This window comes from Lentzea sp. NPDC006480 (assembly GCF_040611995.1).
Classification (GTDB): domain Bacteria; phylum Actinomycetota; class Actinomycetes; order Mycobacteriales; family Pseudonocardiaceae; genus Lentzea.
Genome location: NZ_JBEXPJ010000123.1, coordinates 1 through 26,175, shown reverse-complemented (window position 1 = coordinate 26,175; position 26,175 = coordinate 1). Strand labels below are relative to the sequence as shown.

General features: G+C 67.4%; 26 protein-coding genes, 2 tRNA genes and 1 pseudogene. 12 read left to right on the top strand and 17 right to left on the bottom strand.

Annotated elements, in window-relative coordinates; all coding sequences use genetic code 11:
* Positions 1–257: 257 nt before the first annotated feature.
* Positions 258–653 carry a PH domain-containing protein gene (locus ABZX92_RS33955; RefSeq protein ID WP_355568566.1) on the top strand — a complete coding sequence of 132 codons (396 nt, stop codon included), beginning with the start codon at positions 258–260 and terminating at the stop codon, positions 651–653.
* Here ABZX92_RS33955 and ABZX92_RS33950 read toward each other — a convergent pair.
* Together ABZX92_RS33950 and ABZX92_RS33945 are read right to left on the bottom strand one after the other, a co-directional pair.
* Complete coding sequence (locus ABZX92_RS33950; protein WP_355568563.1) at positions 650–1,399, bottom strand: rhomboid family intramembrane serine protease; 750 nt, start codon at positions 1,397–1,399, stop codon at positions 650–652. The genes ABZX92_RS33955 and ABZX92_RS33950 overlap by 4 nt on opposite strands.
* Positions 1,400–1,566: 167 nt before the next feature.
* The gene (locus tag ABZX92_RS33945; RefSeq protein WP_355568560.1) at positions 1,567–2,115 is read right to left on the bottom strand and encodes a peptidylprolyl isomerase; all 549 of its coding nucleotides are present in this window, start codon (positions 2,113–2,115) and stop codon (positions 1,567–1,569) included.
* Between the two features lie 94 nt (positions 2,116–2,209).
* On the opposite strand from ABZX92_RS33945, the gene ABZX92_RS33940 reads away from it, so the two are divergent.
* Entirely contained in the window at positions 2,210–2,776 is a 567-nt protein-coding gene (locus ABZX92_RS33940; RefSeq protein WP_355568557.1) for a hypothetical protein, read from the top strand.
* Here the strand turns inward: ABZX92_RS33940 and ABZX92_RS33935 are convergent, their stop codons facing one another.
* Positions 2,777–3,310 carry a DUF2020 domain-containing protein gene (locus ABZX92_RS33935; protein ID WP_355568554.1) on the bottom strand — a complete coding sequence of 178 codons (534 nt, stop codon included), beginning with the start codon at positions 3,308–3,310 and terminating at the stop codon, positions 2,777–2,779. It lies immediately after the preceding gene.
* 107 nt (positions 3,311–3,417) lie between these two features.
* On the opposite strand from ABZX92_RS33935, the gene ABZX92_RS33930 reads away from it, so the two are divergent.
* Complete coding sequence (locus ABZX92_RS33930) at positions 3,418–3,810, top strand: DoxX family protein (protein ID WP_355568551.1); 393 nt, start codon at positions 3,418–3,420, stop codon at positions 3,808–3,810.
* Positions 3,811–4,064: 254 nt separating this feature from the next.
* Here the strand turns inward: ABZX92_RS33930 and ABZX92_RS33925 are convergent.
* The 11 genes and pseudogenes from ABZX92_RS33925 to dnaA all read right to left on the bottom strand — a co-directional run bounded on the left by ABZX92_RS33925 (position 4,065) and on the right by dnaA (position 16,585).
* Positions 4,065–4,137: transfer RNA gene (locus tag ABZX92_RS33925), tRNA-Ala, on the bottom strand.
* Positions 4,138–4,182: 45 nt separating this feature from the next.
* Positions 4,183–4,302 (bottom strand): annotated as a pseudogene (locus ABZX92_RS33920) (DLW-39 family protein); the annotation flags it as partial.
* 125 nt (positions 4,303–4,427) lie between these two features.
* Positions 4,428–4,501: transfer RNA gene (locus ABZX92_RS33915), tRNA-Ile, on the bottom strand.
* Between the two features lie 70 nt (positions 4,502–4,571).
* Positions 4,572–5,183 (bottom strand): DUF3566 domain-containing protein, encoded by a 612-nt coding sequence (locus ABZX92_RS33910; protein WP_355568569.1) that lies wholly within the window; start codon positions 5,181–5,183, stop codon positions 4,572–4,574.
* Positions 5,184–5,621: 438 nt separating this feature from the next.
* The gene (gyrA, locus tag ABZX92_RS33905; RefSeq protein WP_355568548.1) at positions 5,622–8,189 is read right to left on the bottom strand and encodes a DNA gyrase subunit A; all 2,568 of its coding nucleotides are present in this window, start codon (positions 8,187–8,189) and stop codon (positions 5,622–5,624) included.
* A 55-nt stretch (positions 8,190–8,244) separates the two neighbouring features.
* Positions 8,245–10,215 carry a DNA topoisomerase (ATP-hydrolyzing) subunit B gene (gene gyrB, locus ABZX92_RS33900; RefSeq protein ID WP_355568546.1) on the bottom strand — a complete coding sequence of 657 codons (1,971 nt, stop codon included), beginning with the start codon at positions 10,213–10,215 and terminating at the stop codon, positions 8,245–8,247.
* 228 nt (positions 10,216–10,443) lie between these two features.
* A complete protein-coding gene (locus tag ABZX92_RS33895) occupies positions 10,444–10,977 on the bottom strand; it encodes a DciA family protein (protein WP_355568543.1) in 534 nt (177 codons plus the stop codon).
* Positions 10,978–11,074: 97 nt separating this feature from the next.
* The gene (gene recF, locus ABZX92_RS33890; RefSeq protein ID WP_355568542.1) at positions 11,075–12,181 is read right to left on the bottom strand and encodes a DNA replication/repair protein RecF; all 1,107 of its coding nucleotides are present in this window, start codon (positions 12,179–12,181) and stop codon (positions 11,075–11,077) included.
* A 4-nt stretch (positions 12,182–12,185) separates the two neighbouring features.
* Entirely contained in the window at positions 12,186–13,100 is a 915-nt protein-coding gene (gene gnd, locus ABZX92_RS33885; protein ID WP_355568539.1) for a phosphogluconate dehydrogenase (NAD(+)-dependent, decarboxylating), read from the bottom strand.
* 41 nt (positions 13,101–13,141) lie between these two features.
* Complete coding sequence (gene dnaN, locus ABZX92_RS33880) at positions 13,142–14,266, bottom strand: DNA polymerase III subunit beta (RefSeq protein WP_355568536.1); 1,125 nt, start codon at positions 14,264–14,266, stop codon at positions 13,142–13,144.
* Positions 14,267–14,989: 723 nt separating this feature from the next.
* Positions 14,990–16,585 carry a chromosomal replication initiator protein DnaA gene (gene dnaA / locus ABZX92_RS33875; protein WP_355568533.1) on the bottom strand — a complete coding sequence of 532 codons (1,596 nt, stop codon included), beginning with the start codon at positions 16,583–16,585 and terminating at the stop codon, positions 14,990–14,992.
* A gap of 348 nt (positions 16,586–16,933) precedes the next feature.
* On the opposite strand from dnaA, the gene rpmH reads away from it, so the two are divergent.
* Genes rpmH through ABZX92_RS33850 form a run of 5 tightly spaced genes read left to right on the top strand, consistent with a single transcriptional unit; the run spans position 16,934 to position 19,327 of the window.
* Positions 16,934–17,077 (top strand): 50S ribosomal protein L34, encoded by a 144-nt coding sequence (gene rpmH / locus ABZX92_RS33870; RefSeq protein ID WP_030465619.1) that lies wholly within the window; start codon positions 16,934–16,936, stop codon positions 17,075–17,077.
* 26 nt (positions 17,078–17,103) lie between these two features.
* Entirely contained in the window at positions 17,104–17,445 is a 342-nt protein-coding gene (gene rnpA / locus ABZX92_RS33865; RefSeq protein ID WP_355568530.1) for a ribonuclease P protein component, read from the top strand.
* On the top strand, positions 17,442–17,699 hold the full coding sequence (gene yidD / locus ABZX92_RS33860; RefSeq protein WP_030480223.1) for a membrane protein insertion efficiency factor YidD: 258 nt from the start codon (positions 17,442–17,444) through the stop codon (positions 17,697–17,699). The genes rnpA and yidD overlap by 4 nt, the downstream gene beginning before the upstream one ends.
* A 4-nt stretch (positions 17,700–17,703) precedes the next feature.
* Positions 17,704–18,732, top strand: coding sequence for a membrane protein insertase YidC (gene yidC, locus ABZX92_RS33855; RefSeq protein WP_355568527.1), 1,029 nt, complete (start codon positions 17,704–17,706; stop codon positions 18,730–18,732).
* Between the two features lie 31 nt (positions 18,733–18,763).
* Complete coding sequence (locus ABZX92_RS33850; RefSeq protein ID WP_355568524.1) at positions 18,764–19,327, top strand: R3H domain-containing nucleic acid-binding protein; 564 nt, start codon at positions 18,764–18,766, stop codon at positions 19,325–19,327.
* A 234-nt stretch (positions 19,328–19,561) separates the two neighbouring features.
* Here the strand turns inward: ABZX92_RS33850 and ABZX92_RS33845 are convergent, their stop codons facing one another.
* A complete protein-coding gene (locus ABZX92_RS33845; RefSeq protein ID WP_355568521.1) occupies positions 19,562–20,074 on the bottom strand; it encodes a hypothetical protein in 513 nt (170 codons plus the stop codon).
* Positions 20,075–20,231: 157 nt separating this feature from the next.
* On the opposite strand from ABZX92_RS33845, the gene rsmG reads away from it, so the two are divergent.
* The 3 genes from rsmG (at position 20,232) to ABZX92_RS33830 (ending at position 22,809) form a co-directional block, all read left to right on the top strand.
* Positions 20,232–20,879 carry a 16S rRNA (guanine(527)-N(7))-methyltransferase RsmG gene (rsmG, locus tag ABZX92_RS33840; RefSeq protein WP_355568519.1) on the top strand — a complete coding sequence of 216 codons (648 nt, stop codon included), beginning with the start codon at positions 20,232–20,234 and terminating at the stop codon, positions 20,877–20,879.
* 95 nt (positions 20,880–20,974) lie between these two features.
* The gene (locus ABZX92_RS33835) at positions 20,975–21,850 is read left to right on the top strand and encodes a ParA family protein (RefSeq protein WP_156213269.1); all 876 of its coding nucleotides are present in this window, start codon (positions 20,975–20,977) and stop codon (positions 21,848–21,850) included.
* Complete coding sequence (locus ABZX92_RS33830) at positions 21,847–22,809, top strand: ParB/RepB/Spo0J family partition protein (protein ID WP_355568516.1); 963 nt, start codon at positions 21,847–21,849, stop codon at positions 22,807–22,809. Before ABZX92_RS33835 ends, ABZX92_RS33830 begins: the two co-directional genes overlap by 4 nt.
* 263 nt (positions 22,810–23,072) lie before the next feature.
* On the opposite strand, the gene ABZX92_RS33825 is transcribed toward ABZX92_RS33830, so the two are convergent.
* Entirely contained in the window at positions 23,073–24,017 is a 945-nt protein-coding gene (locus ABZX92_RS33825) for a D-alanine--D-alanine ligase (protein ID WP_355568514.1), read from the bottom strand.
* 16 nt (positions 24,018–24,033) lie between these two features.
* On the bottom strand, positions 24,034–25,350 hold the full coding sequence (locus ABZX92_RS33820; RefSeq protein ID WP_355568512.1) for a PLP-dependent aminotransferase family protein: 1,317 nt from the start codon (positions 25,348–25,350) through the stop codon (positions 24,034–24,036).
* Between the two features lie 134 nt (positions 25,351–25,484).
* On the opposite strand from ABZX92_RS33820, the gene ABZX92_RS33815 reads away from it, so the two are divergent.
* Positions 25,485–26,117, top strand: coding sequence for a GNAT family N-acetyltransferase (locus ABZX92_RS33815; protein ID WP_355568509.1), 633 nt, complete (start codon positions 25,485–25,487; stop codon positions 26,115–26,117).
* Positions 26,118–26,175: the final 58 nt, after the last annotated feature.

The window sequence follows — 26,175 nt, the reverse complement described above, 5'->3', positions numbered from 1 at the left end:
CCGACGTCCATGGCCCTGAGCATCTCGACGATCGCCAGGTCGTCAGCGAGATCGGCCCGGACGTCACACGTCCGGGCCGACCTTTGTTGTCGCCGGGTTCACCTGGTTCATCTGAGCGTCACCGAAGCACACGGCTGTAAGTCATCCCCATTGGGGACAAGTCCTGTGGACAACTTTGCGCGAAATTGCACAAGCGTCGGTTTTCCCTCATGCGGAGACGTTCGGCTGTCCACATTGAATGCGGGACACTCGACGGTGTGACTCGCACCTGGTCCACTCCCGCCCCGCTCGTCGCCGGCGCGTGGGTGCTCGCCCTCCTGCTCGCGTTCGCCACGATCATCGCGAACGACAACGCCGGCCGTCTCCTCGTCGGACTGGCAACGCTGCTGGTCACGTACCTCGCGGCGTTCGCCACGATAGCCCGGCCGCGCCTGTCCGCGGACGTGAACGGGCTCGCCGTGCGCGGGTTCGCGAACACCACGCACCTGCCGTGGCACGAGGTGAAGGTCAAGCTGCAGACCACCCGCCGGCTCGGCAGGGAACAGCAGACTTTGGAACTCGACGCCGACGACCGTCTCGTGGTGCTCACGAAACTGGACCTCGGCGCCGATCCGGAAGAAGTCGCCGGAGTGCTCCACGCCCTGCGCCCCTAATTCGGGCGGCAGGTCCTGGCGATCTCGAGGATGACTTCGGCGTCGGTGTCGAGCTGAGCCGCGCGCAGGGCGAACATGACGCCGAGCAACACCACGGCGGCCACCACGGCACCGATCTGGTAGAGGTTGCGGTTCTGCTGGGGCGCCCTGACCATCGCGAGCGTCAGCAGGCCGCCGATCACGAACCCGCCGAGGTGCCCGAGCAGTGAGGCGTTGGTGAAGAGGTTCGACACCAGGTTGATGCCGACGACCACGACGATCGTGGAGATGTCCCGCCGCTGCCGCTTCCACAGGATGAGCAACGCGCCCATCAGGCCGAACACCGCACCGGACGCACCGGCGAGCTGCTGGCACACGGTGCCGAAGTAGAACGCCGACGCACTGCCGCCGAGCAGCGACAGGAAGTACACGGCGCTGAACCGGACCTTGCCCAGCTCCCGTTCGACGTGCTGGCCCACGACGTAGAGCACGGCCATGTTGAGCGCCAGGTGGATCAACCCGAAGTGCATGAAGCCCGACGTGACGACCCGCCACCACTCACCCTGGGCGGTGAGCTCGGGAATCATCGAGGTCGCCGTGAAGAGGCTCGCCCTGTCGTTGTTCATCGGGCTGCCCGCCTGGAAGACGGTCACCAGGTACGCCAGCACGTTGAGCGCGATCAGCACCGGCGTGATGATCACGCGGTCCGACACCTGCGCGCCCACCATCGTGCGGGCGGGACGGACCGTGCGCTTGCCCTCGTTCACACAGTCGACGCACTGCTGACCGACTGCGGCCTCGCGCAGACAGTCCGGGCACGCCGGACGGTCGCACCGGGTACAGCGCAGCCGGGTGGGCCGATCGGAATGACGTGCGCAGACCGGGGTTTCCGGCTCCGCTCCGATCGGCCCGTCCGGTGGCACGGGTGCATTGCTCACGCGCGTTCGATCGTGATCCGCTCGATCTTGATGTCGTTGACCGGACGGTCGCCCGCACCGGTCGTGGTGTTGCCGATCGCGTCGACGACGTCGCGCGACTCCTGGTCCGCGACCTCACCGAAGATCGTGTGCTTGAAGTTCAGCCACGTCGTCGGCGCCACGGTGATGAAGAACTGCGAGCCGTTGGTGTTGGGCCCGGCGTTCGCCATCGCGAGGATGTACGGCTTGTTGAACTGCAGTTCCGAGTGGAACTCGTCCGCGAAGCGGTAGCCGGGGCCACCGCGGCCGGTGCCCGTCGGGTCACCGGTCTGGAGCATGAAGCCGGCGATGACGCGGTGGAACAGGGTGCCGTCGTAGAACGGACCCGATTTCGTACCGCTCGCGTTCGCCTCGGTGTAGTCACGGGTGCCCTCGGCGAGCCCGACGAAGTTCGCCACCGTCTTGGGGGCGTGGTCGGGAAGAAGGTTGATGCGGATGTCGCCCTGCGTGGTGTGCAGGGTCGCCGTCACCTTGGTCCCGACGAAGGATTCGTTGCTGTCAGCCACCACCCCATCGTGCCATCCACGGGCGGCGATGTTCAGAAAGGGGCACGATGGGTACCTCTATGACATCACCGGACGACAACGTGTGGAGCACAGGATGGACGAGGTGGACGTCATGACCCGCGCCGGCGAGTCCGTTGGCAAGGCTGTCGGCACCGGTCTGAAGGCCGCGCGTCAGGGTGTCGTTCGCGCAGGTCACGCCGCTGAGGTCAAGCTCGCGGAGCGCGGCATCACGACTGACCAGGTGCGCGGCGCCATCGTGGAGCGGGCCGACACGCTCATGGGCAAGGCCGAGGACTGGGAGAAGCAGACTCGCCGATCCCGCAAGCGCCTCGCCAAGAAGAGCGCGAAGACACGCGCCGAGCTCATGAGCAGGGCCGAGGAAATGCGCAAGGAAGTTCGAAAGGCCGCCAAGCACGCGCGCAAGGACGCCAAGTCGCGCGCCAAGGAGATCCGCAAGGCCGCGGCGAACCTCGGTGCGGACGCACCGAAGCGCCGTCGCTGGCCGTGGGTGATGGGTCTGCTGCTCGCGGCCGCGGTCGCCGGCTACATCGCGTTGACGCGCAGGCCGGAGGAGGTCCACCTGCAGGACGAGGAGCAGGCCCCGATGCCGGAGCCCGTCCTCAACGGCCAGGTGCCTTCCCAGAAGGAACCCGTGAAGTAGTCACAGCTTGAGGTTCGCGATCGCGGTCTCCGCGATGCGGCGAGCCTTGATCGACTGCTTCTGGTTGCTCGTAACGACCACAGCGGCGTCGCTCTTCGCCACGGCGTAGACGACGCCGCTGTCGTTGCTCACATACCCTCCGGTCCACCCGGCGGGCGAACTCGCGGGCTGTGAACCGTCCGGCGCCGCCTCGTTCACGATCTTCTTGGCGATCCGCTCGTCACCCACGTACACGCGCACGGTCAGCTGGATCTCCGTCGCGTTGGCGTAGAAGAAGCACGCCGGGTGCGGCTGATCCGTTGACAGTTTCACTTTCGGCACGCGCTGACCGTTCGCCTCGGCCACGAAGGTCGTCGCCAGGTACGGACAGGTGCCGTCGGCTGCGGGCTGGGGCGCGGGCGGCACTGTCGGAGCCGCGCTGGTCGTGGTCGTGACCTGGGTGGTCGTGGTCGCGGGCACCGGCGTGGTCTGAACGACTTCGGTGCCGCACGCGGCGAGAACGCCGAGCAGGGGCAGCAACAGTGCTCGTTTCATAGGGGCAACAGTCAACCAGATGCCCGAAGGCGCTTTTTCGGGACACTCTAATTGGTCCATACCTTTTGTGCCCTGCCTCTGCCCTGCGCCACGGAAGGACCCTGCCCATGGAGTTCCTCGAACAACGACGCGACTACGCCCTCGCGCTCTTCCGCATCATCATCGGACTGTTCTTCGTCATCCACGGCGTGCAGCACCTGTCCAAAGGAACCAGCCTGCTCACGTGGCCCTCCGGTCCGATGAGCCTCATCGAGCTGATCGGCGGCGGCCTCATCCTGATCGGCCTGTGGACTCGCTGGGCGGCACTGATCAGCTCGGGCGCCATGGCGTATGCCTACTTCGTGGTGCACCAGCCACGCGGCCTGCTGCCGATCCAGAACGGTGGCGAGCTCGCCGCGGTCTACTCGTGGGCGTTCCTGCTGCTGGTGTTCACGGGCGCCGGCGCGTGGAGCATCGACGCGCTTCGCAAGACGTCGAAGAAGTCGCTCGCGAACGTCTGAACGTCACCGAGCGGAGTTTGCTGGAAACGCACTGAAGCCCTGTTCGCGACGACGGCGAACAGGGCTTCGCATTCAGACCACTGAGGTACAAGGTTCGGAGTAGCTGACGCGCAAGGTGAGCCGCGATGACGCGAAGCGTCGAGCGGCTGGGGGTCCGGGGGCTTGCCCCCGGCTGGGGTCTGGGGGCTCGGCCCCCAGAAAACACTCGGAACGTAAAAGGCTCGCGCTCTTTGCGAGCACGAGCCTTCGATACGTGGAGACGAGGGGAATCGAACCCCTAACCCCCGCCTTGCAAAGGCGGTGCTCTGCCAATTGAGCTACGTCCCCATGGATCCGGGGCGGCAGGCCGCCCTCAGGATCAGTGCGACATCAGTCGGTGGGAGCGGTGGCCTCGCGCCACAGGTCCGCGTCGGCCTTCGCCGAACGGCTGCGCTTGACGAAGAACAGAACCGCACCGGCAACCACGACGAGTGCGATGATCTTCTTAGCCACTGGAAACCCTCCAAGACTGTTAATGCCCCGACCTACCGCACCAGCCTACAGGCTTCGCGAGACTTGGGCCGGGGCTCTGGGATGCAATCCCAGACAGAACGATGATGATTCGAAAGAAAATCGAGTGGGCCTAGGAGGACTTGAACCTCCGACCTCTTCATTATCAGTGAAGCGCTCTAACCGCCTGAGCTATAGGCCCTCGATCATCACCCCTTGGGGCAACGAGGAAGACCTTACAGGATCGTCCTTCGCTGCCCCAAATCCGGGGGTCACTCACGCTCGGAGAGCGTCAACTCCAAGCCACCAGCCAGATCCGCGGACACGTTGTAGACGAACGCACCCACGGTCGCGAGGGCCGTGAACAGCACGATGTTGACCGCGCCGATGATCGCCGAGACGCCGAACACGCGCCCGGCACTGATCAGCGGCTCGCCCGGCTCGTTGGCCTGGAGGAGGTCGTTCGCGGTGCTGTTGATCTTGTCCCAGACGCCCATGCCGTGCAGCACGCCGTAGAGCACGCCGACCGCCACCAGCCAGACGAAGAACAGCGCGACGCCCAGCACCAGGGCGAGCTTGAGCACCGACCACGGGTCGACGCGCTTCACCTGCAGCGAGGCGCGACGCGGGCCGCGGCCGGGACGGCGAGCCGACGGGGTGGCGGCTGCGGGACGAGCCCCGGCGCCCATGTTCACCGACGTGCGGCTGCTGCCCAGGCCCACCGGCACGGCAGAACCCGTGACCACGGGCTTCTGCACCTTGACGGTGTCCGGGTCGGTCATCGGGAAGGCCGGCGACGGCTCGGATGCGGACGGGACCGGCGGCGCGGCCGGAGCCACGTACGCCTGGGTCGAGTCCTGGGAGGCCTCCGTGTCGTTCGTCACGCGCTGCCAGGGCGGCGGCGCGGACACGACGACCGGCTCGTCGGCGACGGCGGCAACCGGCTCGGCGACGGGCGCCGGAGCCGGCGTCTCGGCAGGCGCCGGAGTCGGAGCAGCTGCGGGCGCCGGAGTCGGAGCCGGTGCAGGCGTGTCGATCGAAACGGTCTTCTGCTCGGCCTGAGCAGCCGGCGCAGCGGCGGGAGTCTCGGGAGCAGCAGCGGGTGCGGCGACCTCGGCCGCCTTCTCCGCCGACACAGGCTTGGTCTTGTCCTGCGCGTTCCCACCCGAGGAACCGGAGGCCGCCGGCGCGGCCGAGTCCGCCTTCTTCGCAGCGTTCTGGGAAGAAGGCTTGGTGATCACCGCGGTCTTGTCCGCGTCCCGACCTTCGCGGTTCTCGGGTGGAGTCACGAGCTGTCCTTAGCCTCTCGCTAGCAATTCCGACTACTCGGCCGAGTCGGTGGGGGTGTCTGCCTGGTCGGCGTCAGAGTCCACAACTGCGTCCACTGCTGCTTCTTCTGCGGCAGACGTCTCACCGTTAGTGACGTCGCTGGGCTCGTCCGCGTTGCGTGCGACGGCGATCAAAGTGGTGCTCTCGCCGAGGTTCATCAGCCGCACGCCCTTCGTCTGCCGTCCAGCCTTGCGCACCTGCTCGGCTCGGGTCCGGATGACCCCGCCGGTCGAGGTGATGGCGTAGAGCTCGTCGTCGATGTCGACGATGAGCGCTCCGACCAGCCTGCCACGTCGGCGGTCGTGCTGAATGGTCAGCACACCCTTGCCGCCACGGCCCTGGACCGGGTAGTCCTCGATCGGCGTTCGCTTCGAGTACCCACCGTCCGTCGCGACCAAAACGAACAGGCCTTCTTGGACAACGCCCACCGAAAGCAGCTCGTCATCGGCGTTGAAGCGCATGCCCTGCACGCCTGACGTCGCACGCCCCATCGGGCGCAGCACGTCGTCGGTCGCGTGGAAGCGGATCGACTGGCCGTCGGCGGACACCATCAGCAGGTCGTCGTCGGCCGAGCACAGCACCGCGCCGACCAGCTCGTCGTCCTCGCGCAGGTTGATGCCGATAAGACCACCCGATCGGTTGGAATCGAAGTCGGACAGCTTCGACTTCTTGACCAGGCCCTTGCGGGTGGCGAGCACGAGGTACGGCGAGACCTCGTAGTTCTTGATCTGGATGACCTGCGCGATCTCCTCGTCCGGCTGGAACGCGAGGAGGTTCGCGACGTGCTGACCACGGGCGTTGCGGTTCGCCTCAGGCAGCTCGTACGCCTTCGTGCGGTAGACGCGGCCCTTGTTCGTGAAGAACAGGATCCAGTCGTGCGTCGAGCACACGAAGAAGTGGGCGACGATGTCGTCCTGCTTCAGCTGTGCGCCCTGCACGCCCTTGCCGCCGCGCTTCTGCGCCCGGTAGAGGTCGGTCTTGGTGCGCTTCGCGTAGCCCGTGCGCGTGATCGTGACGACCACGTCCTCAACGGCGATCAGGTCCTCCATGGACACGTCGCCGTCGAACGGGATGATCTTCGTGCGCCGGTCGTCGCCGAACTTGTCCACAATGGCCGTGAGCTCGTCGCGCACGATCTTGCGCTGCCGCTCCGGCTTTTCGAGGATGTCCTTGAGGTCCGCGATCTCCAGCTCGATCTCGGCCAACTGGTCGATGATCTTCTGGCGCTCCAGGGCGGCCAGGCGGCGGAGCTGCATCTCCAGGATCGCGTTGGCCTGGACCTCGTCGATCTCGAGAAGCGAGATCAGACCCTCACGCGCCTCGTCCGGCGTTTGCGACCGGCGGATCAACGCGATCACCTCGTCGAGGTGGTCGAGCGCCTTCACCAAGCCGCGCAAGATGTGCGCGCGCTCTTCGGCCTTGCGCAGACGGAACCTGGTCCGCCTGACGATGACCTCGATCTGGTGCTTCACGTAGTGGCGGATCATCTGGTCGATCCGCAGCGTGCGCGGCACGCCGTCGACCAGCGCCAGCATGTTGACGCCGAACGAGTACTGCAGCTGGGTGTGCTTGTAGAGGTTGTTCAGCACGACCTTCGCCACCGCGTCGCGCTTGAGCGTGACCACGATGCGCATGCCGATGCGTCGGTTCGACTCGTCCGCGATGTTCGCGATGCCGGTGAGCTTCGCGTCGCGCACCAGCGAAGCGATGTTCTCGACCAGGTTGTCCGGGTTGACCTGGTACGGCAGCTCGGTGACGACCAGGATCGTGCGGCCCTTGGCGTCCTCGTCCATCTCGACGACGGCGCGCATGCGGACCGAGCCGCGGCCGGTGCGGTACGCGTCCTCGATGCCGGACGTGCCGAGGATCTGGCCGTACGTCGGGAAGTCCGGGCCCTTGATCCGGGCGATCGTCGCCTCGAGGGTCTCCTCGTCGGAGGCCTCGTGGTTGTCCAGCGCCCACACCACCGCGTCCGCCACCTCGCGGAGGTTGTGCGGCGGGATGTTCGTCGCCATGCCGACCGCGATGCCCGAGCTGCCGTTGATCAGCAGGTTCGGGATGCGCGACGGCAGGACGACCGGCTCCTGGATGCGGCCGTCGTAGTTGTCGCGGAAGTCGACGGTCTCTTCCTCGATGTCGGCCAGCATGTGCATGGCCAACGGGGAGAGCCGGCACTCCGTGTACCGCATGGCGGCGGCGGGGTCGTTGCCCGGCGAGCCGAAGTTGCCCTGGCCCTGGATCAACGGGTAGCGCAGCGCCCACGGCTGGGCGAGACGCACCAACGCGTCGTAGATCGCCGAGTCGCCGTGCGGGTGGTAGTTGCCCATGACGTCGCCGACGACGCGCGCGCACTTGTTGAAGCCGCGGTCGGGACGGAAGCCGGAGTCGAACATCGAGTACAGCACCCGGACGTGCACGGGCTTGAGCCCGTCACGCACGTCCGGCAGCGCACGACCCACGATGACGGACATCGCGTAGTTGATGTACGAGTTCTGCATCTCCTGCTGGATCTCGACCGGCTCGATGCGGTCGTGCTGCGGGGGCAGAGTCGTATCGGTCACTGTTCTCTTTCCTTCTCGCCAGAAACGCCAGGATGCCTAGGGACCAAGACCGGACTCAGATGTCCAGGAACTTGATGCTCTTGGCGTTGCGGGTGATGAACGAACGGCGTGCCTCGACGTCCTCGCCCATGAGCACGCTGAACAGCTCGTCGGCGGTGGCCGCGTCGTCCATGGTGACCTGGCGCAGGATCCGGTTCGCCGGGTCCATCGTGGTCTCCCACAGCTCCTCGGCGTTCATCTCGCCAAGACCCTTGTACCGCTGGATGTTGTCGTCCTTGCCGAGCCTCTTGCCGCCCTCGATGCCTGCCTTGATCACGGCGTCGCGCTCGCGGTCGGAGTAGACGTACTCCGGCTCGGCCCGCTGCCACTTGATCTTGTAGAGCGGCGGCTGCGCGAGGTACACGTGGTTGTGCTCGATGAGCGGCTGCATGAAGCGGAACAGCAGCGTGAGCAGCAGCGTGCGGATGTGCTGGCCGTCGACGTCGGCGTCGGCCATCAGCACGATCTTGTGATAGCGCAGCTTCGAGAGGTCGAACTCGTCGTGGATGCCGGTGCCGAGCGCCGTGATCAGCGACTGGACCTCGGTGTTCTTCAGGACGCGGTCGATGCGCGCCTTCTCGACGTTGATGATCTTGCCGCGGATCGGCAGGATCGCCTGGTACATCGAGTCGCGGCCTTCCTTGGCCGAGCCGCCTGCGGAGTCACCCTCGACGATGTAGAGCTCGCAACGCTCCGGCTCGGTCGAGCGGCAGTCCTTCAGCTTGCCCGGCAGGCCGCCGATGTCCAGCGCACCCTTGCGGCGCACCAGCTCGCGGGCCTTGCGGGCGGCGATGCGGGCCTGCGCCGACGACACCGACTTGGTGACGATCGTCTTCGCCTCGTTGGGGTGGCGCTCGAACCAGTCGGCCAGGTGCTCGTTCGTCGACTTCTGCACGAACGACTTGGCCTCGCTGTTGCCCAGCTTGGTCTTCGTCTGGCCCTCGAACTGGGGCTCCTTCAACTTCACCGAGATGATCGCGGCGAGACCCTCGCGGATGTCGTCACCGGTGAGGTTGGTGTCCTTCTCCTTGAGCAGCTTCTTCTCGCGCGCGTACTCGTTGACGACACGCGTCAACGCCGCGCGGAAGCCCTCTTCGTGCGTGCCGCCCTCGTGCGTGTTGATCGTGTTCGCGAACGTGTAGACCGACGCGGTGTAGCCGGTGTTCCACTGCATCGCGACCTCGACCTGGAGGTCCTCGCCCTGCGCCTCGAAGCCGATCACCTTCTGGTGCACGGCCTCGCGGGTGTGGTTGATGTGGCGGACGAAGTCCTCCAGACCACCCGGGTAGTGGAAGACGCGCTCCTTCACCGCGGCCTTGTGGCCCTCGGCGTCGGCTTCCTCGTCCGCCTCCGAGACGCGCTCGTCGCGCAGGATGATCGTGATCCCCTTGTTGAGGAACGCCATCTCCTGCAGGCGGCGCGCGATCGTCTCGACGTTGTACTCGGTGGTCTCGAAGATGTCCGGGTCGGCCCAGAACGTGATCGTGGTGCCGGTCTCGTCGGTGGGCTCGCCCTGGCGCAGCTCGTGCGCCGCCTTGGTGGCCTCGAAGCGCTGGGTCCAGACGTGACCCTGGCGCTTGATCTCGACGTCGACGGCGGTGGACAGCGCGTTCACCACGGAGATGCCGACGCCGTGCAGGCCGCCGGACACCGCGTAGGAGTCGCTGTCGAACTTGCCACCCGCGTGCAGCGTGGTGAGCACGACCTCGACAGTGGGCTTGCCCTCGACCGGGTGCACGTCGATGGGGATGCCGCGACCGTCGTCGATCACCCGGACGCCGCCGTTGGCCAGCAGGGTGACGTCGACAGTCGTCGCGAAGCCGGCCATCGCCTCGTCGACCGAGTTGTCCACAACCTCCTGGACCAGGTGGTGCAGACCGCGCTCGCCGGTCGAACCGATGTACATGCCCGGCCTCTTGCGCACTGCCTCGAGGCCTTCGAGGACGGTGATCGAGGACGCGCCGTACTCATTCTTCTTAGCTGACACGGGCCTGGAGTCTCCTCGCTGATACGGGCACCGCCCGCACGATGATGGGTGACGCTCCCCGTGATTCTACCGGGCCACCCCGACAGAAAGGGGGCAAGGACACCTTTGATTCAGTCACAGAGCGCCTCACGAGGCGCGAGACGGGTCAGGACGGCCGAAAAGGGGGTTCAAATCCGCTGGTGAACGCTCATTGCGCCGCAGAATCGCCGCTGAGCCCTTGACAGGACCTCACCCGTAGGTGTCACGCGGACCGCGCCCAGGCGCGTGCCTGGGGCCGTGTCGCCAGCTCGGGGCGTCCGGTCCCTTGATCTTGAGCCGTTTGACGACGCCGTGGCCGACACCCGCAGCAATCCGCTTGAGCAGATCGCGCTGCAGCAGGCGCAGCTGAGTGGCCCACGCCGTCGACGACGCCTGGACCGTCAGTTCCCCGTCACTGAGAGCAATCGGGCTCGCGTGCTCAGCGACGTCCTCACCTACCAATTTTGCCCAACGCGCGAAGACCTGGCCACCCTGGAGTTGCTCGACCCAGCCCCGGTCCGCGGCGATCCTGGACGCGAGCCGGCCGAGCGGCTGGGGGTCGCGGTCGTCCGGTCCCGGCCCCGACCAACGGCGGCGCCGGCGGTTGACCGGACGGCCCTTCGACTTGCTGCCGGGGGTGCGCCCGCGGGCCTTCGCACTCGCCTTCGCGGCCTCCAGAGCCGCCCGCGCGAGGTCAGAACCCTTCAGTGGCTCACCCTCAGGTGTGAATGAACCTGTGGACAAGTCCGGATTTGTGACGGAGTTATCCACACCATCCACAGACTTGTCCCCAGATGTGTGGGCGGACACACCCGATCGAGCTACATCTTGGGGATCTGAGTTAGACACGCCGGACCTCCCCGCCACTTACCTCAAACCGGGCACCGCTCAGCTCGTCCGGAACGTCCTCCGCCACCGCGGCGGTGATCAGCACCTGCTCGGCGGCGGCCGCGACCTTCGCCAGCTGCTGCCGCCGGCCGCGGTCGAGTTCCGCGAACACATCGTCCAGCACGAGCACCGGTTCGATGCCGTCGACACGCATCAGCTCGTAGCCGCCGAGCCTCAGCGCGAGCGCGAACGACCATGACTCTCCGTGACTGGCGTAGCCCTTGGCGGGCAGCTCACCGAGCGTCAGATCGAGATCGTCTCGGTGCGGGCCGACGAGGCACACCCCGCGTTCGATCTCCTGCCTTCTCACCCGATCGAGCTCGGCGAGCAACAGGTCCTCGATGCTCTCCCTGTCTTCCGGGAGATCGCCGACGCTCGACTTGTACGAGATGAGCGCCGGACGCGACTCCGGAGCGACCTCCGCGTACGCCGTGGTCACGTGGTCCGTCATGTCGCGGACCAGCTTCATCCGCGCGGCCAGGAGCTCCGCGCCGTGCTTGGCGAGATGCCCGTCCCAGACGTCGAGCGTCGAGAGGTCAGCCGATCGAGAGTGCTTCACCGTCTTCAGCAACGCGCTGCGCTGCTTCAGGACACGGTCGTAGTCGCTGCGGACACCGGCGTACCGGGGCGCGCGCAACACCAGCATCTCGTCGAGGAACCGCCGCCGGTCGCCCGGATCGCCTCGCACCAGAGAGAGATCCTCTGGCGCGAACAACACAGTGCGCAGAATCCCGAGCACATCACGCGGACGTGGCACCGGACCGCGGTTGATCCGTGCCCGGTTCGACTTGCCCGCCGTGATCTCGAGCTCGACGAGCAGCTCACGGTCGTCGTTGACCACGGCCGTCCGCACGACGGCGCGCTGAGCACCGTGCCGGATCAGTGGCGCATCCGTGGCGACGCGGTGCGATCCCAGCGTCGCCACGTACCCGATCGCCTCGACCAGGTTCGTCTTGCCCTGGCCGTTGCGTCCCACGAGCACCGAGACGCCGGGCTCGAGCTCCAGGTTCGCGAGTTCCCACGAGCGGAAGTCGCTGACCTGGAGGTGTCTGACGTGCACCTCGCTAGCCCTGGGTGCTGCCGGCGCCGGACGACGGTCCGGCCAGGTGCACCGCGTGGCCACCGAACTGGTTGCGCAGCGCGGCGACGGCACGCATCGCGGGCGAGTCCTCCTGCCGCGACTGGAACCGCGCGAAGAGCGCCGCGGAGATCACCGGAAGCGGCACCGCGTTGTTGATGCCCTCCTCGACGGTCCACCGGCCCTCACCCGAGTCCTCGACGTACCCGCGCAGGTCGTCGAGCTCCGGGTCGGACTCCAGCGCGCGCACCAGCAGGTCGAGCAGCCACGACCGCACGACGGTGCCGCGCTGCCAGGCCGAGATCACCGCGGGCACGTTGTCCACGACGTCGGTCTTGTCGAGCAGCTCGAAGCCTTCGGCGTACGCCTGCATCAGGCCGTACTCGATGCCGTTGTGCACCATCTTCGAGTAGTGACCGGCGCCGACCTTGCCCGCGTGCGCGAAACCTTCCTCGCGCGGACCCTCCGGACGGAGCGCGTCGAAGATCGGCATCGCCTGCTCGACGTGGGCGGCGTCGCCACCGACCATCAGCGCGTAGCCGTTGTCGAGACCCCACACACCGCCGGACACACCGCAGTCGAGGTAGCCGATCTCCTTCTCCGCCAGCAGGTCCGCGTGGATCCGGTCGTCGGTGAACTTGGAGTTGCCGCCGTCGACCACCAGGTCGCCGGGCGACAGCAGCTCGGACAGCTCCTTCACCGTGTTACGGGTGATCTCGCCGGCGGGCACCATCACCCACACCACGCGCGGTGCTTCGAGCTTGGACACCATGTCCGCCAACGACTCCGAGTCGCTGACCTCCGGGTTGCGGTCGTAGCCGATCACCTCGTGACCGGCACGGCGCACCCGCTCGCGCATGTTGAAACCCATCTTGCCGAGGCCGACGAGTCCGAGCTGCACGGTGTTCTCCCCTAAACGTTTCTCGTTACCCGGTAAGGGTTTTAGCCGGGCAGGCGAACGGGCATCAGGAGGTACAGGTAGCCCGGCGCCACGTTCCCATCCTCGTCCACCGGCTTGAGCAGCGCCGGTCGGCTGGGTGTGGTGAAGGACAAGTGGACACGGGGCGTGCGAACCGCTCCGAGACCGTCGAGGAGGTATCCGGGGTTGAACGCGATCGTGACCGCGTCGCCGGTGTACTCGACCGGAAGCTCTTCCTCGGCCGAACCCTCGTCGTCGCCGCCGGCGGACAGGCGCAGGCCGCCGTCCACGAACTCGAGCCGGACCTGGGTGCCGCGCTCGGCGACCAGCGAGACGCGCTTGATCGCCTGGACGAGCGTGTCGACCTCGATGATCGCCGCGGCCGAGTGCTCGGTCGGCAGCAGCTGGCGGTACTTCGGGAAGTCCGCGTCGAGCAGGCGGGTCGTCGTGCGCTTGCCGGAACCGGACAGACCGAGCAGTCCGTCGTTCGCCGCCAGCGACATCTCGACCTTGCCGCCGGACGAGCCGAGCGTCTTGGCCGCGTCGCCGAGCGTGCGGGCGGGGACGAGCACCGCCACCTCGCCGAGGGACGCGTCCGGCTCCCACGGGAACTCACGCATCGCGAGGCGGAAGCGGTCGGTCGCGACGAGCACCAGCTTGCCGTCACCGATCTCGACGCGGACGCCGGTCAGCATCGGGAGCGTGTCGTCCTTGCCGGCGGCGACGGCGACCTGGCCGACTGCCTCACCGAAGACCTCGCCGGGAAGCTCACCGATCAGCTGAGGCATCGACGGCAGCGCGGGGTAGTCCTCGACCGGCATCGTCGGGAGGCTGAACCGGGCACTGCCGCAGCTGATCATCATGCGAGCGCCGTCGACCGCGATCTCGACCGGGTGGTTCGGGAGCGCCTTGGTGATGTCGGCCAGCAGACGCCCGGAGACCAGCGCGCGGCCCCCGTCGGCGATCGTCGCCGGGACACCGACCTGAGCCGAGACCTCGTAGTCGAATCCCGAGACCGTCAGCGACTCGTCCGACTCCGCGTCGAGCAGCACGCCGCCCAGCACGGGGACCGGCGGACGGGACGGAAGGCTGCGAGCGACCCAGGCGACAGCGTCGGCGAGGCCGTCGCGTTCGACGCGGATCTTCATGAGGCGTCCTTTCCTCGACAGTCGACAAGCCCAACCACAGCAACGTGCCAGTGGGGGTTAGGGAGCCTCGACCTCAGCTGACCCGAGGTGCGGAGCAACCACGTTAGAGCGTCCTGGCCCTTCCCGTCACTTCGGGGTTCGGGCACCGATCCCCGGGAACCATCCCCCGCTGTTTTGCTTTGAAGTTCTTCCTAGAAGAGATCCAACAGCAGTAACAGTAAGGGCTGTGGATTGTGTGGACTGGTGTTAAACGCGCAGGTCGGGAGCCCATCTTCCATGTGGACTAAGGGGGGATGGCACCCGGGGACAGATCGGCGCACCCGGGGACAGCCAGTTGTGCACACCTCTCGATCCACAGATCGTCCACAGTTGTCCCCGGGTGCGTCCCCGGGTGCGGGGCAGTTGTACCCGGGTGTTCAACAGGCTTCTGTGGCCAGATCGTGGCCGGGGCCACAGGTTTTTCCAGTTGTCCCCACCCCTTCGAGTGCTGCGGGTGAGCAGCAAGCCCTCGCCGCATCCGCCCTCCTCACCTCCACCCGGGTTTGGAGCGCGCGCGCACGCCCCGTGTGCTGATCGCACGCGGGGCCCCTTCGTCCTCTCCTGCCGTACGCGGGGACCCCGCGTCCTATCCCCGCGCGCGCGGAAATGCTGCGTGCGCAACGAAATGTGCAACGAAAAAGGGGCCCTCCGTGGTGGAGGACCCCTCGTCGTACCCGGGGTGGATCAGGGCGCGTGGCGGGCGCGCTGCTTGATCCGCGACGTCAGTTCCTGGACCTGGTCGTAGATCCGGCGGCGCTCGGCCATCTCCTTGCGGATCTTCTTGTCCGCGTGCATGACGGTCGTGTGGTCGCGGCCGCCGAACGTCTGCCCGATCTTCGGCAGCGACAGGTCGGTCAGCTCGCGGCACAGGTACATGGAGATCTGCCGCGCCTGGGCGAGCGCCTTCGTCTTACCCGGGCCGCAGAGGTCGTCGATCGTGACGCCGAAGAACTCAGCGGTGACCGCCATGATCGTCGGCGCGGTGATCTCCGGCGCGTGCGAGTCGGGGATCAGGTCGCGCAGCACGATCTCGGCGAGCTGGACGTCGACCGGCTGGCGGTTGAGCGATGCGAACGCCGTGACGCGGATGAGCGCGCCTTCCAGCTCGCGGATGTTGCGCTCGATGCGGGCGGCGATGAACTCCAGCACCTCGGCCGGGGCCGCGAGCCGGTCCTGCGCCGCCTTCTTGCGGAGGATCGCGATCCGGGTCTCGAGCTCCGGCGGCTGGATGTCCGTGATCAGACCCCACTCGAACCGCGTGCGCAGGCGGTCTTCCAGCGTCTCCAGCCGCTTGGGCGGCCGGTCGCTCGACACCACGATCTGCTTGTTCGTGTTGTGGAGCGTGTTGAACGTGTGGAAGAACTCCTCCTGCGTACCTTCCTTGCCCTCCAGGAACTGGATGTCGTCGACGAGAAGAACGTCGATGTCCCGGTAGCGGCGCTGGAAGGCGACCTTGCGGTCGTCGCGCAGCGAGTTGATGAAGTCGTTGGTGAACTCCTCGGTCGACACGTACCGCACGCGCATGCCGGGGAACAGGCGCTGGGCGTAGTGCCCGACGGCGTGCAGCAGGTGCGTCTTGCCGAGGCCGCTCTCGCCCCAGATGAAGAGCGGGTTGTACGCCCGGGCGGGAGCCTCGGCCACCGCGACGGCCGCGGCGTGCGCGAACCGGTTCGAGGCGCCGATGACGAACGTGTCGAAGTTGTACTTCTCGTTCAGCCGGGTCTGCGACGGCGACGGGTTGGCGGGCCGTGTGTACGGGAGGTTCCCGTTGGGCGTCGCGCCGGCCGCGGTGTTCGCCGTGTTGAAGGTCGGCCAGATCTCGGTGACGGCGGCGAGCGCGTCGCCGGCTTCGTCGACCTCGTCCGAGTCCGAGCTCTCCGTTGCTGTATCAGCGTTTGTCGCTCCAGCGGCGACCGCGTCGTCCGTGATCACGGGGCCGGGCGTGTCGCCGTTCGGGATGCCCGGAAGCGTTTGCGGCGCCTGCACCGGGATGGGCGTGGTCGGCGGGCTCGCCGGTTCCGGCGAGTCGACCTTCACCGCGAGGGAGACCGTGCGGCCGAGCCGGCGGGACAGCGCGGCGGTGATCGGGTCGCGCAGTGCGCGTTCGATCGCCTCTTTCGCGAAGTCGCTCGGAGCCGCGAGCAGGGCGGTCCCGTCCAGAAGACCGATCGGACGGGTGACCCTCATCCACGCGCGCTGCTGAGGGGACAGGTGGCTCGTCGCGAGCTCCTGCACCACCTCGGCCCACACGAGACCAAGGTCGACCTGCTGGTTAGACACCTCTGCGCCCCCTCCCCTCCGACTGGAGCACATGACTCCACACGTGGACACGGAGAATAGAGGCATCCACAGAGTTATCCACAACTGTGCACTAAACGGTGCGTTGTGTTGCCGGTACGGTGGCGGCTCCCACGCCAGCTCCGGCATGCGCGAGGGAAGAACGGTAACAAGGCCCGGCACGCCTCACAAGACGTGGCGTCGGCCACCCCGATTTGGTCACCGCACCCGGGCGTGCGTACCCTCGTACGAGTCTCCCGCTTGCGACGGGCGCCTTTCGCGCGCCTACGTCCACTGCCGTCGGGGACAACCACAAGGCTTTGTCAGCAGTGAAGCACCGGGAGACCGACCGTGAGCAAGGGTAAGCGCACCTTCCAGCCCAACAACCGCCGCCGCGCGAAGACGCACGGCTTCCGGCTGCGCATGCGGACCCGCGCCGGCCGCGCCATTCTGGCCGCGCGCCGCAGCAAGGGCCGTGCCACGCTGTCCGCCTGACAGCGGCTGGTTAGCGCAGCGTCGTCGTGCTCCCACCGGCCGCCCGGCTCACCCGCAGCCAGGACTTCGGCCTGGTGGTCCGCCGAGGCCGCCGCGCCGGACGACCCCGGTTGGTCGTCCACGCCTTGACGTCTGACGTGCCCACCTTGGATTCGTCCAAGGTGGGCTTCGTCGTGAGCAAGGCAGTTGGCAACTCGGTGGTTCGCCACCGCGTGTACAGGCGTCTTCGCCACGTCGTGCGACCGTGCCTCGCGGACCTGCCGCCGGGAACTCTCGTCGTGGTCCGGGCGTTGGCTCCAGCAGCCGAGGCGTCGAGCTCCGAGCTCGCCGCCGACTTCTCCTCTGCCCTGCGCAAGGTGCTGCGATGACCACGTTGCCCGCGAAGGTCGCATTGCTCCCGGTGCACTTCTACCGGAAGTTCATCTCGCCGCTGCTACCGCCGACCTGCCGCTTCTACCCGAGCTGCAGCGCGTACGCGGTGGAAGCGTTGACCGTCCACGGTGCGTTGCGGGGAACCTGGCTGACCATCCGCCGGTTGCTGCGCTGCGGACCCTGGCACCCTGGAGGCCTGGACCCCGTTCCGCCGAGGCGGCAGGTCCCCGACGTATCCACCGAGGAGTAGCTCCGTGCTCAACTTCATCTACTACCCGGTGTCCTTCATCTTGTGGTGTTGGCACTGGGTCTTCGGCCACGTCTTCGGTGAGTCGAGCGGGTTCGCCTGGGCGCTCTCCGTCATCTTCCTGGTCTTCACCCTCCGCGCCATCCTGTTCAAGCCGTTCGTCGGCCAGGTGCGCTCCATGCGGCGAATGCAGGAGTTCGCCCCGGAGATGCAGAAGATCAAGAAGAAGTACCCGAACGACCGCCAGCGCCAGGCCGCGGAGATGCAGAAGCTCCAGTCCGAGCACGGCGTGAACCCGCTCGGCGGCTGCCTGCCGATGCTGGTGCAGATCCCGGTGTTCATCGGTCTGTTCCACGTGCTGCGCTCGTTCAAGCCCGGCTGGGGCGAGGTCTACTACTTCGACGCGAAGGGTGTCGAGTCGTTCGTCAACGCCAAGCTCTTCGGCGCGAACCTCTCCACCTTCATCTCGATGCCGGCCGAGCAGCTCGCCCAGTTCGGCACCGAGCGCACCAACGTGATCCTGGTGGCCGTGCCGCTGATGATCGTGGCGTCCATCGCGACCCACTTCACGGCCCGCCACTCGGTCGCCCGCCAGAACCAGACCGCCCTGGACAACCCCCAGACGGCGATCATGAACAAGCTGACGCTCTACATCTTCCCGCTGGGCGTCCTGGTCGGTGGCTTCTTCTTCCCCATCGCGATCCTGATGTACTGGCTGTCCAACAACGCCTGGACCCTCGGCCAGCAGCACATCGTCTACAAGCGCATCGACGCCGAGGAAGAGACCAAGAAGGCCGCAGTCGTCGAAACCCGCCAGGCCCTCGCCCCGAAGCCGGGCGCCAAGCCGACCAACCCGAAGAAGCCCGCCCCAGGAGCCAAGCCCGCCAACGGCGCCAAGCGCATGCCGACCGCAGGCCCCGGCGGCTCGTCGCCCGCGTCCCCGGCGGAGACGAACGGCAGCTCCAACACCGAGATTCCCGGCCTGATCTCAGGCCGATCCACCAGCAAGAAGCCGGGCAACAAGAAGCGCCGCTGATTTCGGGCTTCTGCCCCGGAGAGGAGACATCGTGTCGGAGACCTTGCAGGCGACCGACGACGTGGAGGCGTCGTCGCCGGCTGAGGCCGAGGCTGACGCCTCGAGCGAGCCGCAGTCGCAGAGCAAGACCGAAGACCTGCTCGTCCAGGAAGGCGACATCGCCGGCGACTACCTCGAGCGCCTGCTGGACCTGCTCGACTACGACGGCGACATCGACCTGGACGTGGAAGGCGGCCGCGCAGTCGTCAGCATCGACGGCGGCGAGGACCTGGCCAAGCTCGTCGGCCCCCGCGGCAACGTCCTCGAGTCACTCCAGGAACTCACCCGCCTGGCCGTGCAGCAGGAGACGGGCGTCCGCTCCCGCCTGATGCTGGACATCGCCCAGTGGCGAGCCGGCCGCCGGGCCGAGCTGGCAGAGCTCGGCCGCTCCACCGCCGAAAAGGTCCTGGCTTCAGGCGAGCGCGCCCGCCTGCACCCCATGACCCCGTTCGAGCGCAAGGTCGTCCACGACGCCGTCGCCTCGATCGCCGGCGTCCACAGCGAGAGCGAAGGCGAAGAGCCGCAGCGCCGCGTGATCATCTTCCCGAAGCCGTAACCGCTCCACCGCTCGCGGCCCCTGCGTCCACCCGGACGCAGGGGCCGTTTGCTGTTCCGGCCCGACCACGACCCGGCCGCAACCCCAGAAGGCGATCCCAGAGGGAGCGGAGGTCATGCGGCGCGGGATGGATTCGGGTTCGGAGGCTGGTGTTGACATGTCGATACGGCGCGATAGGAGACGCCAGAAATCCTGCAGCGGCCACAGGAGCCGACGGACCGCCGACTCACGCCGTCACTGTTCCACGTGAAACCGGCCCTCCCCCGACTCCCACCACTCATCCAGCCACCCCGCCTGCTCCCGTGTGTCCGGCACAGGAAGCCCACGAGCCGCCGAGATCAACCTCCAAGCCGCAGCAGGCTCCACCCCGTCCATCCCCAACAACAACGCCGCCAGCAACGACGACCGTCCGATCCCTGCCCAGCAGTGGAACACCACATGCGCCCCCTCCCGGTACAACGCGTGGAGCGGCCGGACGAAGGCGAGAGCGTCGGACACCGACGGCGCCGTTCGGTCCTCAATCGGAAAGCAGGCGAACCGAAGGCCGGCCGCCACCGCCACCCGTTCCTCGTCGAGGAGATCGCACTCCACCCGTTCGATGTCGGTCTGAGCTGACACGAGGACGTCGACACCGACCTGTCGCAGCCCGCGCAGCTTGCCCTCCAGAAACACCCCGCCGGCCGGATGAGCCATCGTGGAAACGACGCCGGGACCCGGATGGGCGACCGTGTAGATGGTTGGACGCAACTTTCCCCCAAGTTTCACGTGAAACGGCGCTCAGGATTTGGCGGAGCACGTGGTCGATCCGTCATGATGGTGTCCTGGCATTCGCCAGCTTTTCCACCGGCCGCCGAACGTTGCAGCCGCCGCGTGGTTTCACGTGAAACGCTCACGGACGGAGAACATGGCCGGGGAGTTGCCCGACAACGCGAAGCTCGTCTTCGGTGAGCACGTTGACCGTGCTGCCGAGTTCGTCAGGCTCCTAGAAGAGCACGGCGTCGAGCGGGGGCTCATTGGGCCCCGCGAGGTCGACAAGATTTGGGATCGGCACGTGCTCAACTCGGCGGTGATCGAGGGGCTGTTCGGACAGAACGAGCGTGTCGTCGACGTAGGCTCTGGTGCCGGGTTGCCGGGTGTGCCGCTGGCGATCGCGCGGCCGGATCTGAGGATCACGCTGCTGGAGCCGATGGCGCGCCGCATCGCGTGGCTCGAGGAAGTGAAGGAACGGCTGAGCCTCGACAACGTGACCGTCCTCCGGGGACGCGCGGAAGAAGGGCCGGTGCGGAAGCAGCTCCTCAACTGCGATGCGGCGACCGCGCGGGCCGTGGCGCCGCTGGAGAAGTTGGCGAAGTGGTGCCTGCCGCTCCTCAAAGGCGGCGGGCGGATGGTGGCGCTCAAGGGTGAGCGCGCGCAGGAAGAGCTGGACCGCGATGGTGCTGCCGTGCAACGCCTGGGGGGCGTGAACGGCACAGTCGTCGTCGTGGGAGCGGACGTACTTGAGGTGCCTACGACGGTGCTGATCGTCGAGCGCCAGACGAGGAAGGATCGGTGAGCGTGTACCCGGAGTTCCAGTCAGCCGATGTTCCACGTGAAACCGACCCTCCCAAACCCAAAGCGAAGCCGACCAACAACGGAGATGACAGCGCCGTGGTGTGGACCCCGATTGCAGAAGAGGCGGCTCGTGCGGCAAGCGTGCTGCACCCCGACGAGTCACTGCTCCCCCGGCCGACTCACCGCCGGGTGATCACGGTCGCCAACCAGAAGGGTGGCGTCGGCAAGACGACGAGCACGGTGAACCTCGCCGCCGCTCTCGCCATCCACGGGCTCAAGACGCTCGTGATCGACCTCGACCCGCAGGGCAACGCCAGCACGGCGCTCGCAGTCGAGCACCGCAGTGGCACGCCGAGCGTCTACGAGGTGCTCATCGGCGAGATCTCCATCGCCGAGGCGGCTCAGGTCAGCCCGACATCGCCGAACCTGTTCTGCGTGCCCGCGACGATCGACCTCGCCGGTGCCGAGATCGAGCTCGTCTCGATGGTGGCCCGCGAGTCGCGGCTCAAGGAGGCGCTGTCCCCTGAGGCGCTCGACGCGATCAACCCCGACTACGTCTTCATCGACTGCCCGCCGAGCCTCGGCCTGCTGACCGTCAACGCGATGGTCGCCGCCCAGGAGGTGCTCATCCCGATCCAGTGCGAGTACTACGCGCTGGAGGGTCTGAGCCAGCTGCTGCGCAACATCGAGCTCGTGCAGCAGCACCTCAACCCGGACCTCGGCATCTCCACGATCCTCCTCACGATGTACGACGGCCGCACCAAGCTCGCCGACCAGGTGACCAGCGAGGTGCGCGGCCACTTCGGCGACGTCGCCCTCAAGACGGTGATTCCGCGCAGCGTGAAGGTCTCCGAGGCACCAGGATTCGGTCAGACGGTGTTGACGTACGACCCGGGCTCGCGCGGGTCGATGAGCTACCTCGACGCCGCCAAGGAGATCGCGATCCGCGGGGCCAAGGAGGAGGGCGCATGACGGAGCAGCGCAAGGGCGGACTCGGGCGCGGCCTGGCCGCGTTGATCCCGCAGGGTCCTCCGCCCGGTGCGCCCAGCACCATCCGGCCCGCAGCGGCCGGCAACGGGGCGGGGACCAAGACCCAGCCGATCGGTGAGGTCGCCGGGGCGGTCTACCGTGAGGTCGCGGTCACCGCGATCAAGACGAACCCGAAGCAGCCGCGCCAGGTGTTCGACCAGGATGCGATCGACGAGCTGTCGTTCTCCATCAAGGAGTTCGGGCTCATGCAGCCGATCGTGGTGCGTGAGCTCACCGCGGACACCTACGAGCTCGTCATGGGCGAGCGCAGGTGGCGAGCCACGCAGCAGGCCGGGCTGAAGACCATCCCGGCGATCGTGCGGCAGACCGGCGACGACGTGATGCTGCGCGACGCGTTGCTGGAGAACATCCACCGCGTCCAGCTCAACCCGCTCGAAGAGGCGGCGGCCTACCAGCAGCTGCTCGAGGAGTTCGGCGTCACGCACGAGCAGCTCGCCGACAAGATCGGCCGCAGCCGGCCCGTCGTCACGAACACGATCCGCCTTCTCAAGCTCCCCCTCCCCGTCCAACGACGGGTCGCGGCGGGCGTGCTCAGCGCCGGTCACGCACGGGCGTTGCTCGGTCTCGACGACGCAGGCACGCAGGAAGACCTCGCGGCCAAGATCGTGGCCGAGGGCATGTCGGTCCGCGCGACCGAGGAAGCGGTGACGCTCGCCAAGAACGAGAAGCCGAAGAAGGAGAAGGCCGCTCCCCGCAAGCAGATGCACGCGCCGGGTCTGCAGGAGCTCGCCGAGCGTCTCTCGGACAACTTCGACACCCGCGTGAAGGTCGAACTCGGGCAGCGAAAAGGCCGGATCGTCGTCGAATTCGGGTCAGTTGACGATCTTGAAAGGATCATCGGACTGATGAGCCCAGAAGCGACAATTCGGGCATCGGAGTAGGCCCATAGGATCACCCACGGGCCTTATGTCACGGTGACGATGACGCCCCGCATCCGAAACGGATACGGGGCGTCACCATATTCTGGATCAGTAGATCTTCGCCTTGGTGGCAGTCCGATAGTCGAGGGAGCCCTGTCGTGGCGCCACATCTGCCAGCGAGCACGCCAGTCTTCCCCGAGGCGCTGGGCTGATCATCAGCATGCGCGTGCGGAACACCCCGTGCGGCACGCGGTGACGCCGCTCGGACGGGCGTTGCTCGGCGATCAGCGAGCGACGGCGCGCTCGATCAGACCGGCGTAGATCTCGCCCAACGACTGCCCCGCCGCCTCGACTGCCATCGGCAGCAACGACGTCTCGGTCAGCCCCGGCGACACGTTCACTTCGAGGAAGTAGACCGTGCCGTCCTCGGCCACCACCGCGTCGGTCCGCGACACGTCCCGCAGCCCGAGCAACCGGTGTGCCGCGACCGCGAGCTCCCCGACCGCCTTGGCGGCGACAGCGTCCAGCCGGGCCGGCGCGTGGAAGTCCGTCAGCCCCGCCGTGTACCGAGCGGTGTAGTCGTACACCCCGGTCTCAGGCACGATCTCGACCGCGGGCAGCGAGTAAGGGCCGTCAGGGCCATCCACGACCGTCACGGCCACCTCCACGCCGGAGATGAACTGCTCGGCCAGAACCGTGTCGCCGTACGCCAGGCAACCGACCATCGCGGCTGGCAGCTCGGCGGCGTCACGCACCACCTGAGCGCCGAGAGCCGAACCGCCCTGGTCCGGCTTCAGCATCAACGGCAGCCCCAGCGTCGAGACCATCGCGTCCAGGACCGGAGTAGCACCCAGCTCGCGGAACGTCGCGTGCGGCAGGACGACCCACTCCGGCGTCGTCAGGCCCGCGCGGGCCAGCTCGGCCTTCGCGGTCGGCTTGTCCCACGCACGACGGCACGCCCGCGAGTCGGTGCCGACGTACGGCACTCCGAGCATCTCCAGGATTGCTTGCACCGACCCGTTCTCGCCCTCGCCGCCGTGCAGCGCGACGACGACGGCGTCCGGGCGGGAAGTGCGCAGACGCGTCAGCAACGACGAGTCGGCGTCCCACTCCTCCACCGTCACGCCCACCGACCGCAGGGCAGCCGACAACCGGCGGCCGGAGCGGAGCGAGACCTCGCGTTCGTGGGAGAGCCCACCGGACAGCACAGCGACCATGCGGTCAGCCACAGCAAAACTCCAAGGATCAGGCGGTGTCGGGCGACGGGGTCTGCGGGCCGGACAGCTGACGGCCCGGCGTCGCCCCGAACGTCGCGTGCAGCTGCATCTCTTCCTCGATGACGTTCGCCAGTCGGCGGACGCCCTCCCGGATGCGCTCCGGCGTCGGGTAGCAGTACGAGATCCGCAGCTGGCGGGAACCGAAGCCGTCCGCGTAGAAACCGGTGCCGGACGCGTAGGCCACGCGGGCGGTGACGGCGCGGGGCAGCATCGCCTTCGTGTCGATGCCCTCCGGCACCGTCACCCAGACGTAGAAGCCGCCGTTCGGAATGTTCCACGTGGAACCTTGCGGCATGTGCTGCTCGAGAGCCGACACCGCCGCGTCCCGGCGTTCCCGGTACGCCTCCCGGTAGGTCTTGATCTGACCCTTCCAGTCCTGGGTCGAGAGGTACCGCGAGACGATCATCTGGTTCAGGGTGGGCGGGCACAGCGTGGCCGACTCGGCCGCCAGCACCAGCTTCTCGCGGACCGCGTGCGGCGCCAGCACCCAGCCGACCCGCAGGCCGGCGGCGAACGTCTTGGAGAACGACCCGAGGTACACGACGTTGTCCGGGTCCATCGACCGCAGTGCCGGGTACGTCTGGCCATCGAAGCCCAGCAGCCCGTACGGGTTGTCCTCCACGACCAGCACGCCGTACGAGCGGCAGATCTCCAGGATCTCGGCCCGTCGCGACACCGCCAGCGTCACGCCGGCCGGGTTGTGGAAGTTCGGGATCGTGTAGAGGAACTTGACTCGCTGACCAGCGCGTTTACAAGCTTCGAGAGCCTCTCGCAGCAACGACGGCACGAGCCCGTCGGCGTCCATCGCGACGTGGACGACGTGCGCCTGGTACGCCGTGAACGACCCGAGAGCGCCGACATAAGAAGGCCCCTCCGCGATCACCACGTCACCGGGGTCGCAGAAGATCCGGGTGACCATGTCGAGGCCCATCTGCGAGCCGACGGTCACCACCACGTCGTCCGGATGGCCGTTGATGCCCTCCATCGCCATCACGTCGCAGATCTGCTCGCGCAGGAGTGGAACACCGTGCGCCGAGCCGTACTGCAACGCCACGAGGCCTTCGGAAGCCACCAGCTGACCGATTTCCGCGGACAGCGACTCCAGCGGCAGCGCGGCCAGGTGCGGCATGCCGCCGGCCAGCGAGACCACCTCAGGACGGGACGCGACTGCGAAAAGTGCCCGGATCTCCGACGCCGTCATCCCTGCCGTGCGCGCTGCGTAGCGGCGGAGGTGGGGGTCGAGGCTTCTGGGGCCCTGCTTGGCGGGCTGTCCGGGCGCAGTCATGTGGGACTCCTGTATGGGAAATGTCCCGAGCGAGTGTAACCGTCGTCCCGTTCAGGGCACGTACCTTCCCGGTTCCGTCACATTCGCCTACCCTCGTACGGGTCTACTGTGCGTATCGAGGGGTGGAGGTCGGGGTGTCGCGACGCGTTGTGGGCGTCACGCTGGACAACCTGGAGCATCTCTCCAAGCACAGCCGGACGTGCGTGTTCTGGGAACTGGCGCCTCACCTGCGAGAACAGGCCGAGGAGTACGGCGACACGGAGTTCGAGAAGGAAGCCTGGGTCTCCAGCGTCCTGCTCGAATGGGGTTCGTGCGGCCGCCTCATCTACTGCGACGGGATTCCCGCTGGTTCGGTGTTCTACGCACCTCCGGCCGCCGTTCCGCGCAGTGCCGCCTTCCCCACGTCCCCGGTGAGCCCGGACGCGGTCCTCATGACGTCGCTGGACGTTCTTCCCGAGTTCCGAGGGGGAGGACTCGCGCGAGTGCTCGTGCAGGCCGTGGCGAAGGATCTGACACGTCGTGGCGTGAAGGCCATCGAGGCGTTCGGCGACACGCGCCCGGACGACGAAGAGCCGAGTTGCGTCACGCCGGCCGACTTCCTGACGAGCGTCGGCTTCAAGACCGTGCGGCCGCACCCGCGCTGGCCGCGGTTGCGGATGGAGCTCCGCAGCTCCATCACCTGGAAGGAAGACGTCGAGGCCGCCCTCGAACGCCTCCTCAACAGCGTCACCGTCTCGACCGCGGAACCGAGCTTCCGCCCTGTCTGAAGTTCACGCGGGGAGCTTCCGTCCCATCCCGCCACACGCGGGGAGCTTCCGTCCCGTC

What these genes read in the sequence shown, in the direction of transcription:
- ABZX92_RS33830 (WP_355568516.1), top strand. Translation starts at nt 21,847, where the DNA reads ATGACGGAGCAGCGCAAGGGCGGACTCGGGCGCGGCCTGGCCGCGTTG.
- rsmG (WP_355568519.1), top strand. Translation starts at nt 20,232, where the DNA reads ATGGCCGGGGAGTTGCCCGACAACGCGAAGCTCGTCTTCGGTGAGCAC.
- yidD (WP_030480223.1), top strand. Translation starts at nt 17,442, where the DNA reads ATGACCACGTTGCCCGCGAAGGTCGCATTGCTCCCGGTGCACTTCTAC.
- ABZX92_RS33940 (WP_355568557.1), top strand. Translation starts at nt 2,210, where the DNA reads ATGGACGAGGTGGACGTCATGACCCGCGCCGGCGAGTCCGTTGGCAAG.
- dnaN (WP_355568536.1), bottom strand. Translation starts at nt 14,266, where the DNA reads ATGAAGATCCGCGTCGAACGCGACGGCCTCGCCGACGCTGTCGCCTGG.
- ABZX92_RS33820 (WP_355568512.1), bottom strand. Translation starts at nt 25,350, where the DNA reads ATGACTGCGCCCGGACAGCCCGCCAAGCAGGGCCCCAGAAGCCTCGAC.
- ABZX92_RS33930 (WP_355568551.1), top strand. Translation starts at nt 3,418, where the DNA reads ATGGAGTTCCTCGAACAACGACGCGACTACGCCCTCGCGCTCTTCCGC.
- ABZX92_RS33935 (WP_355568554.1), bottom strand. Translation starts at nt 3,310, where the DNA reads ATGAAACGAGCACTGTTGCTGCCCCTGCTCGGCGTTCTCGCCGCGTGC.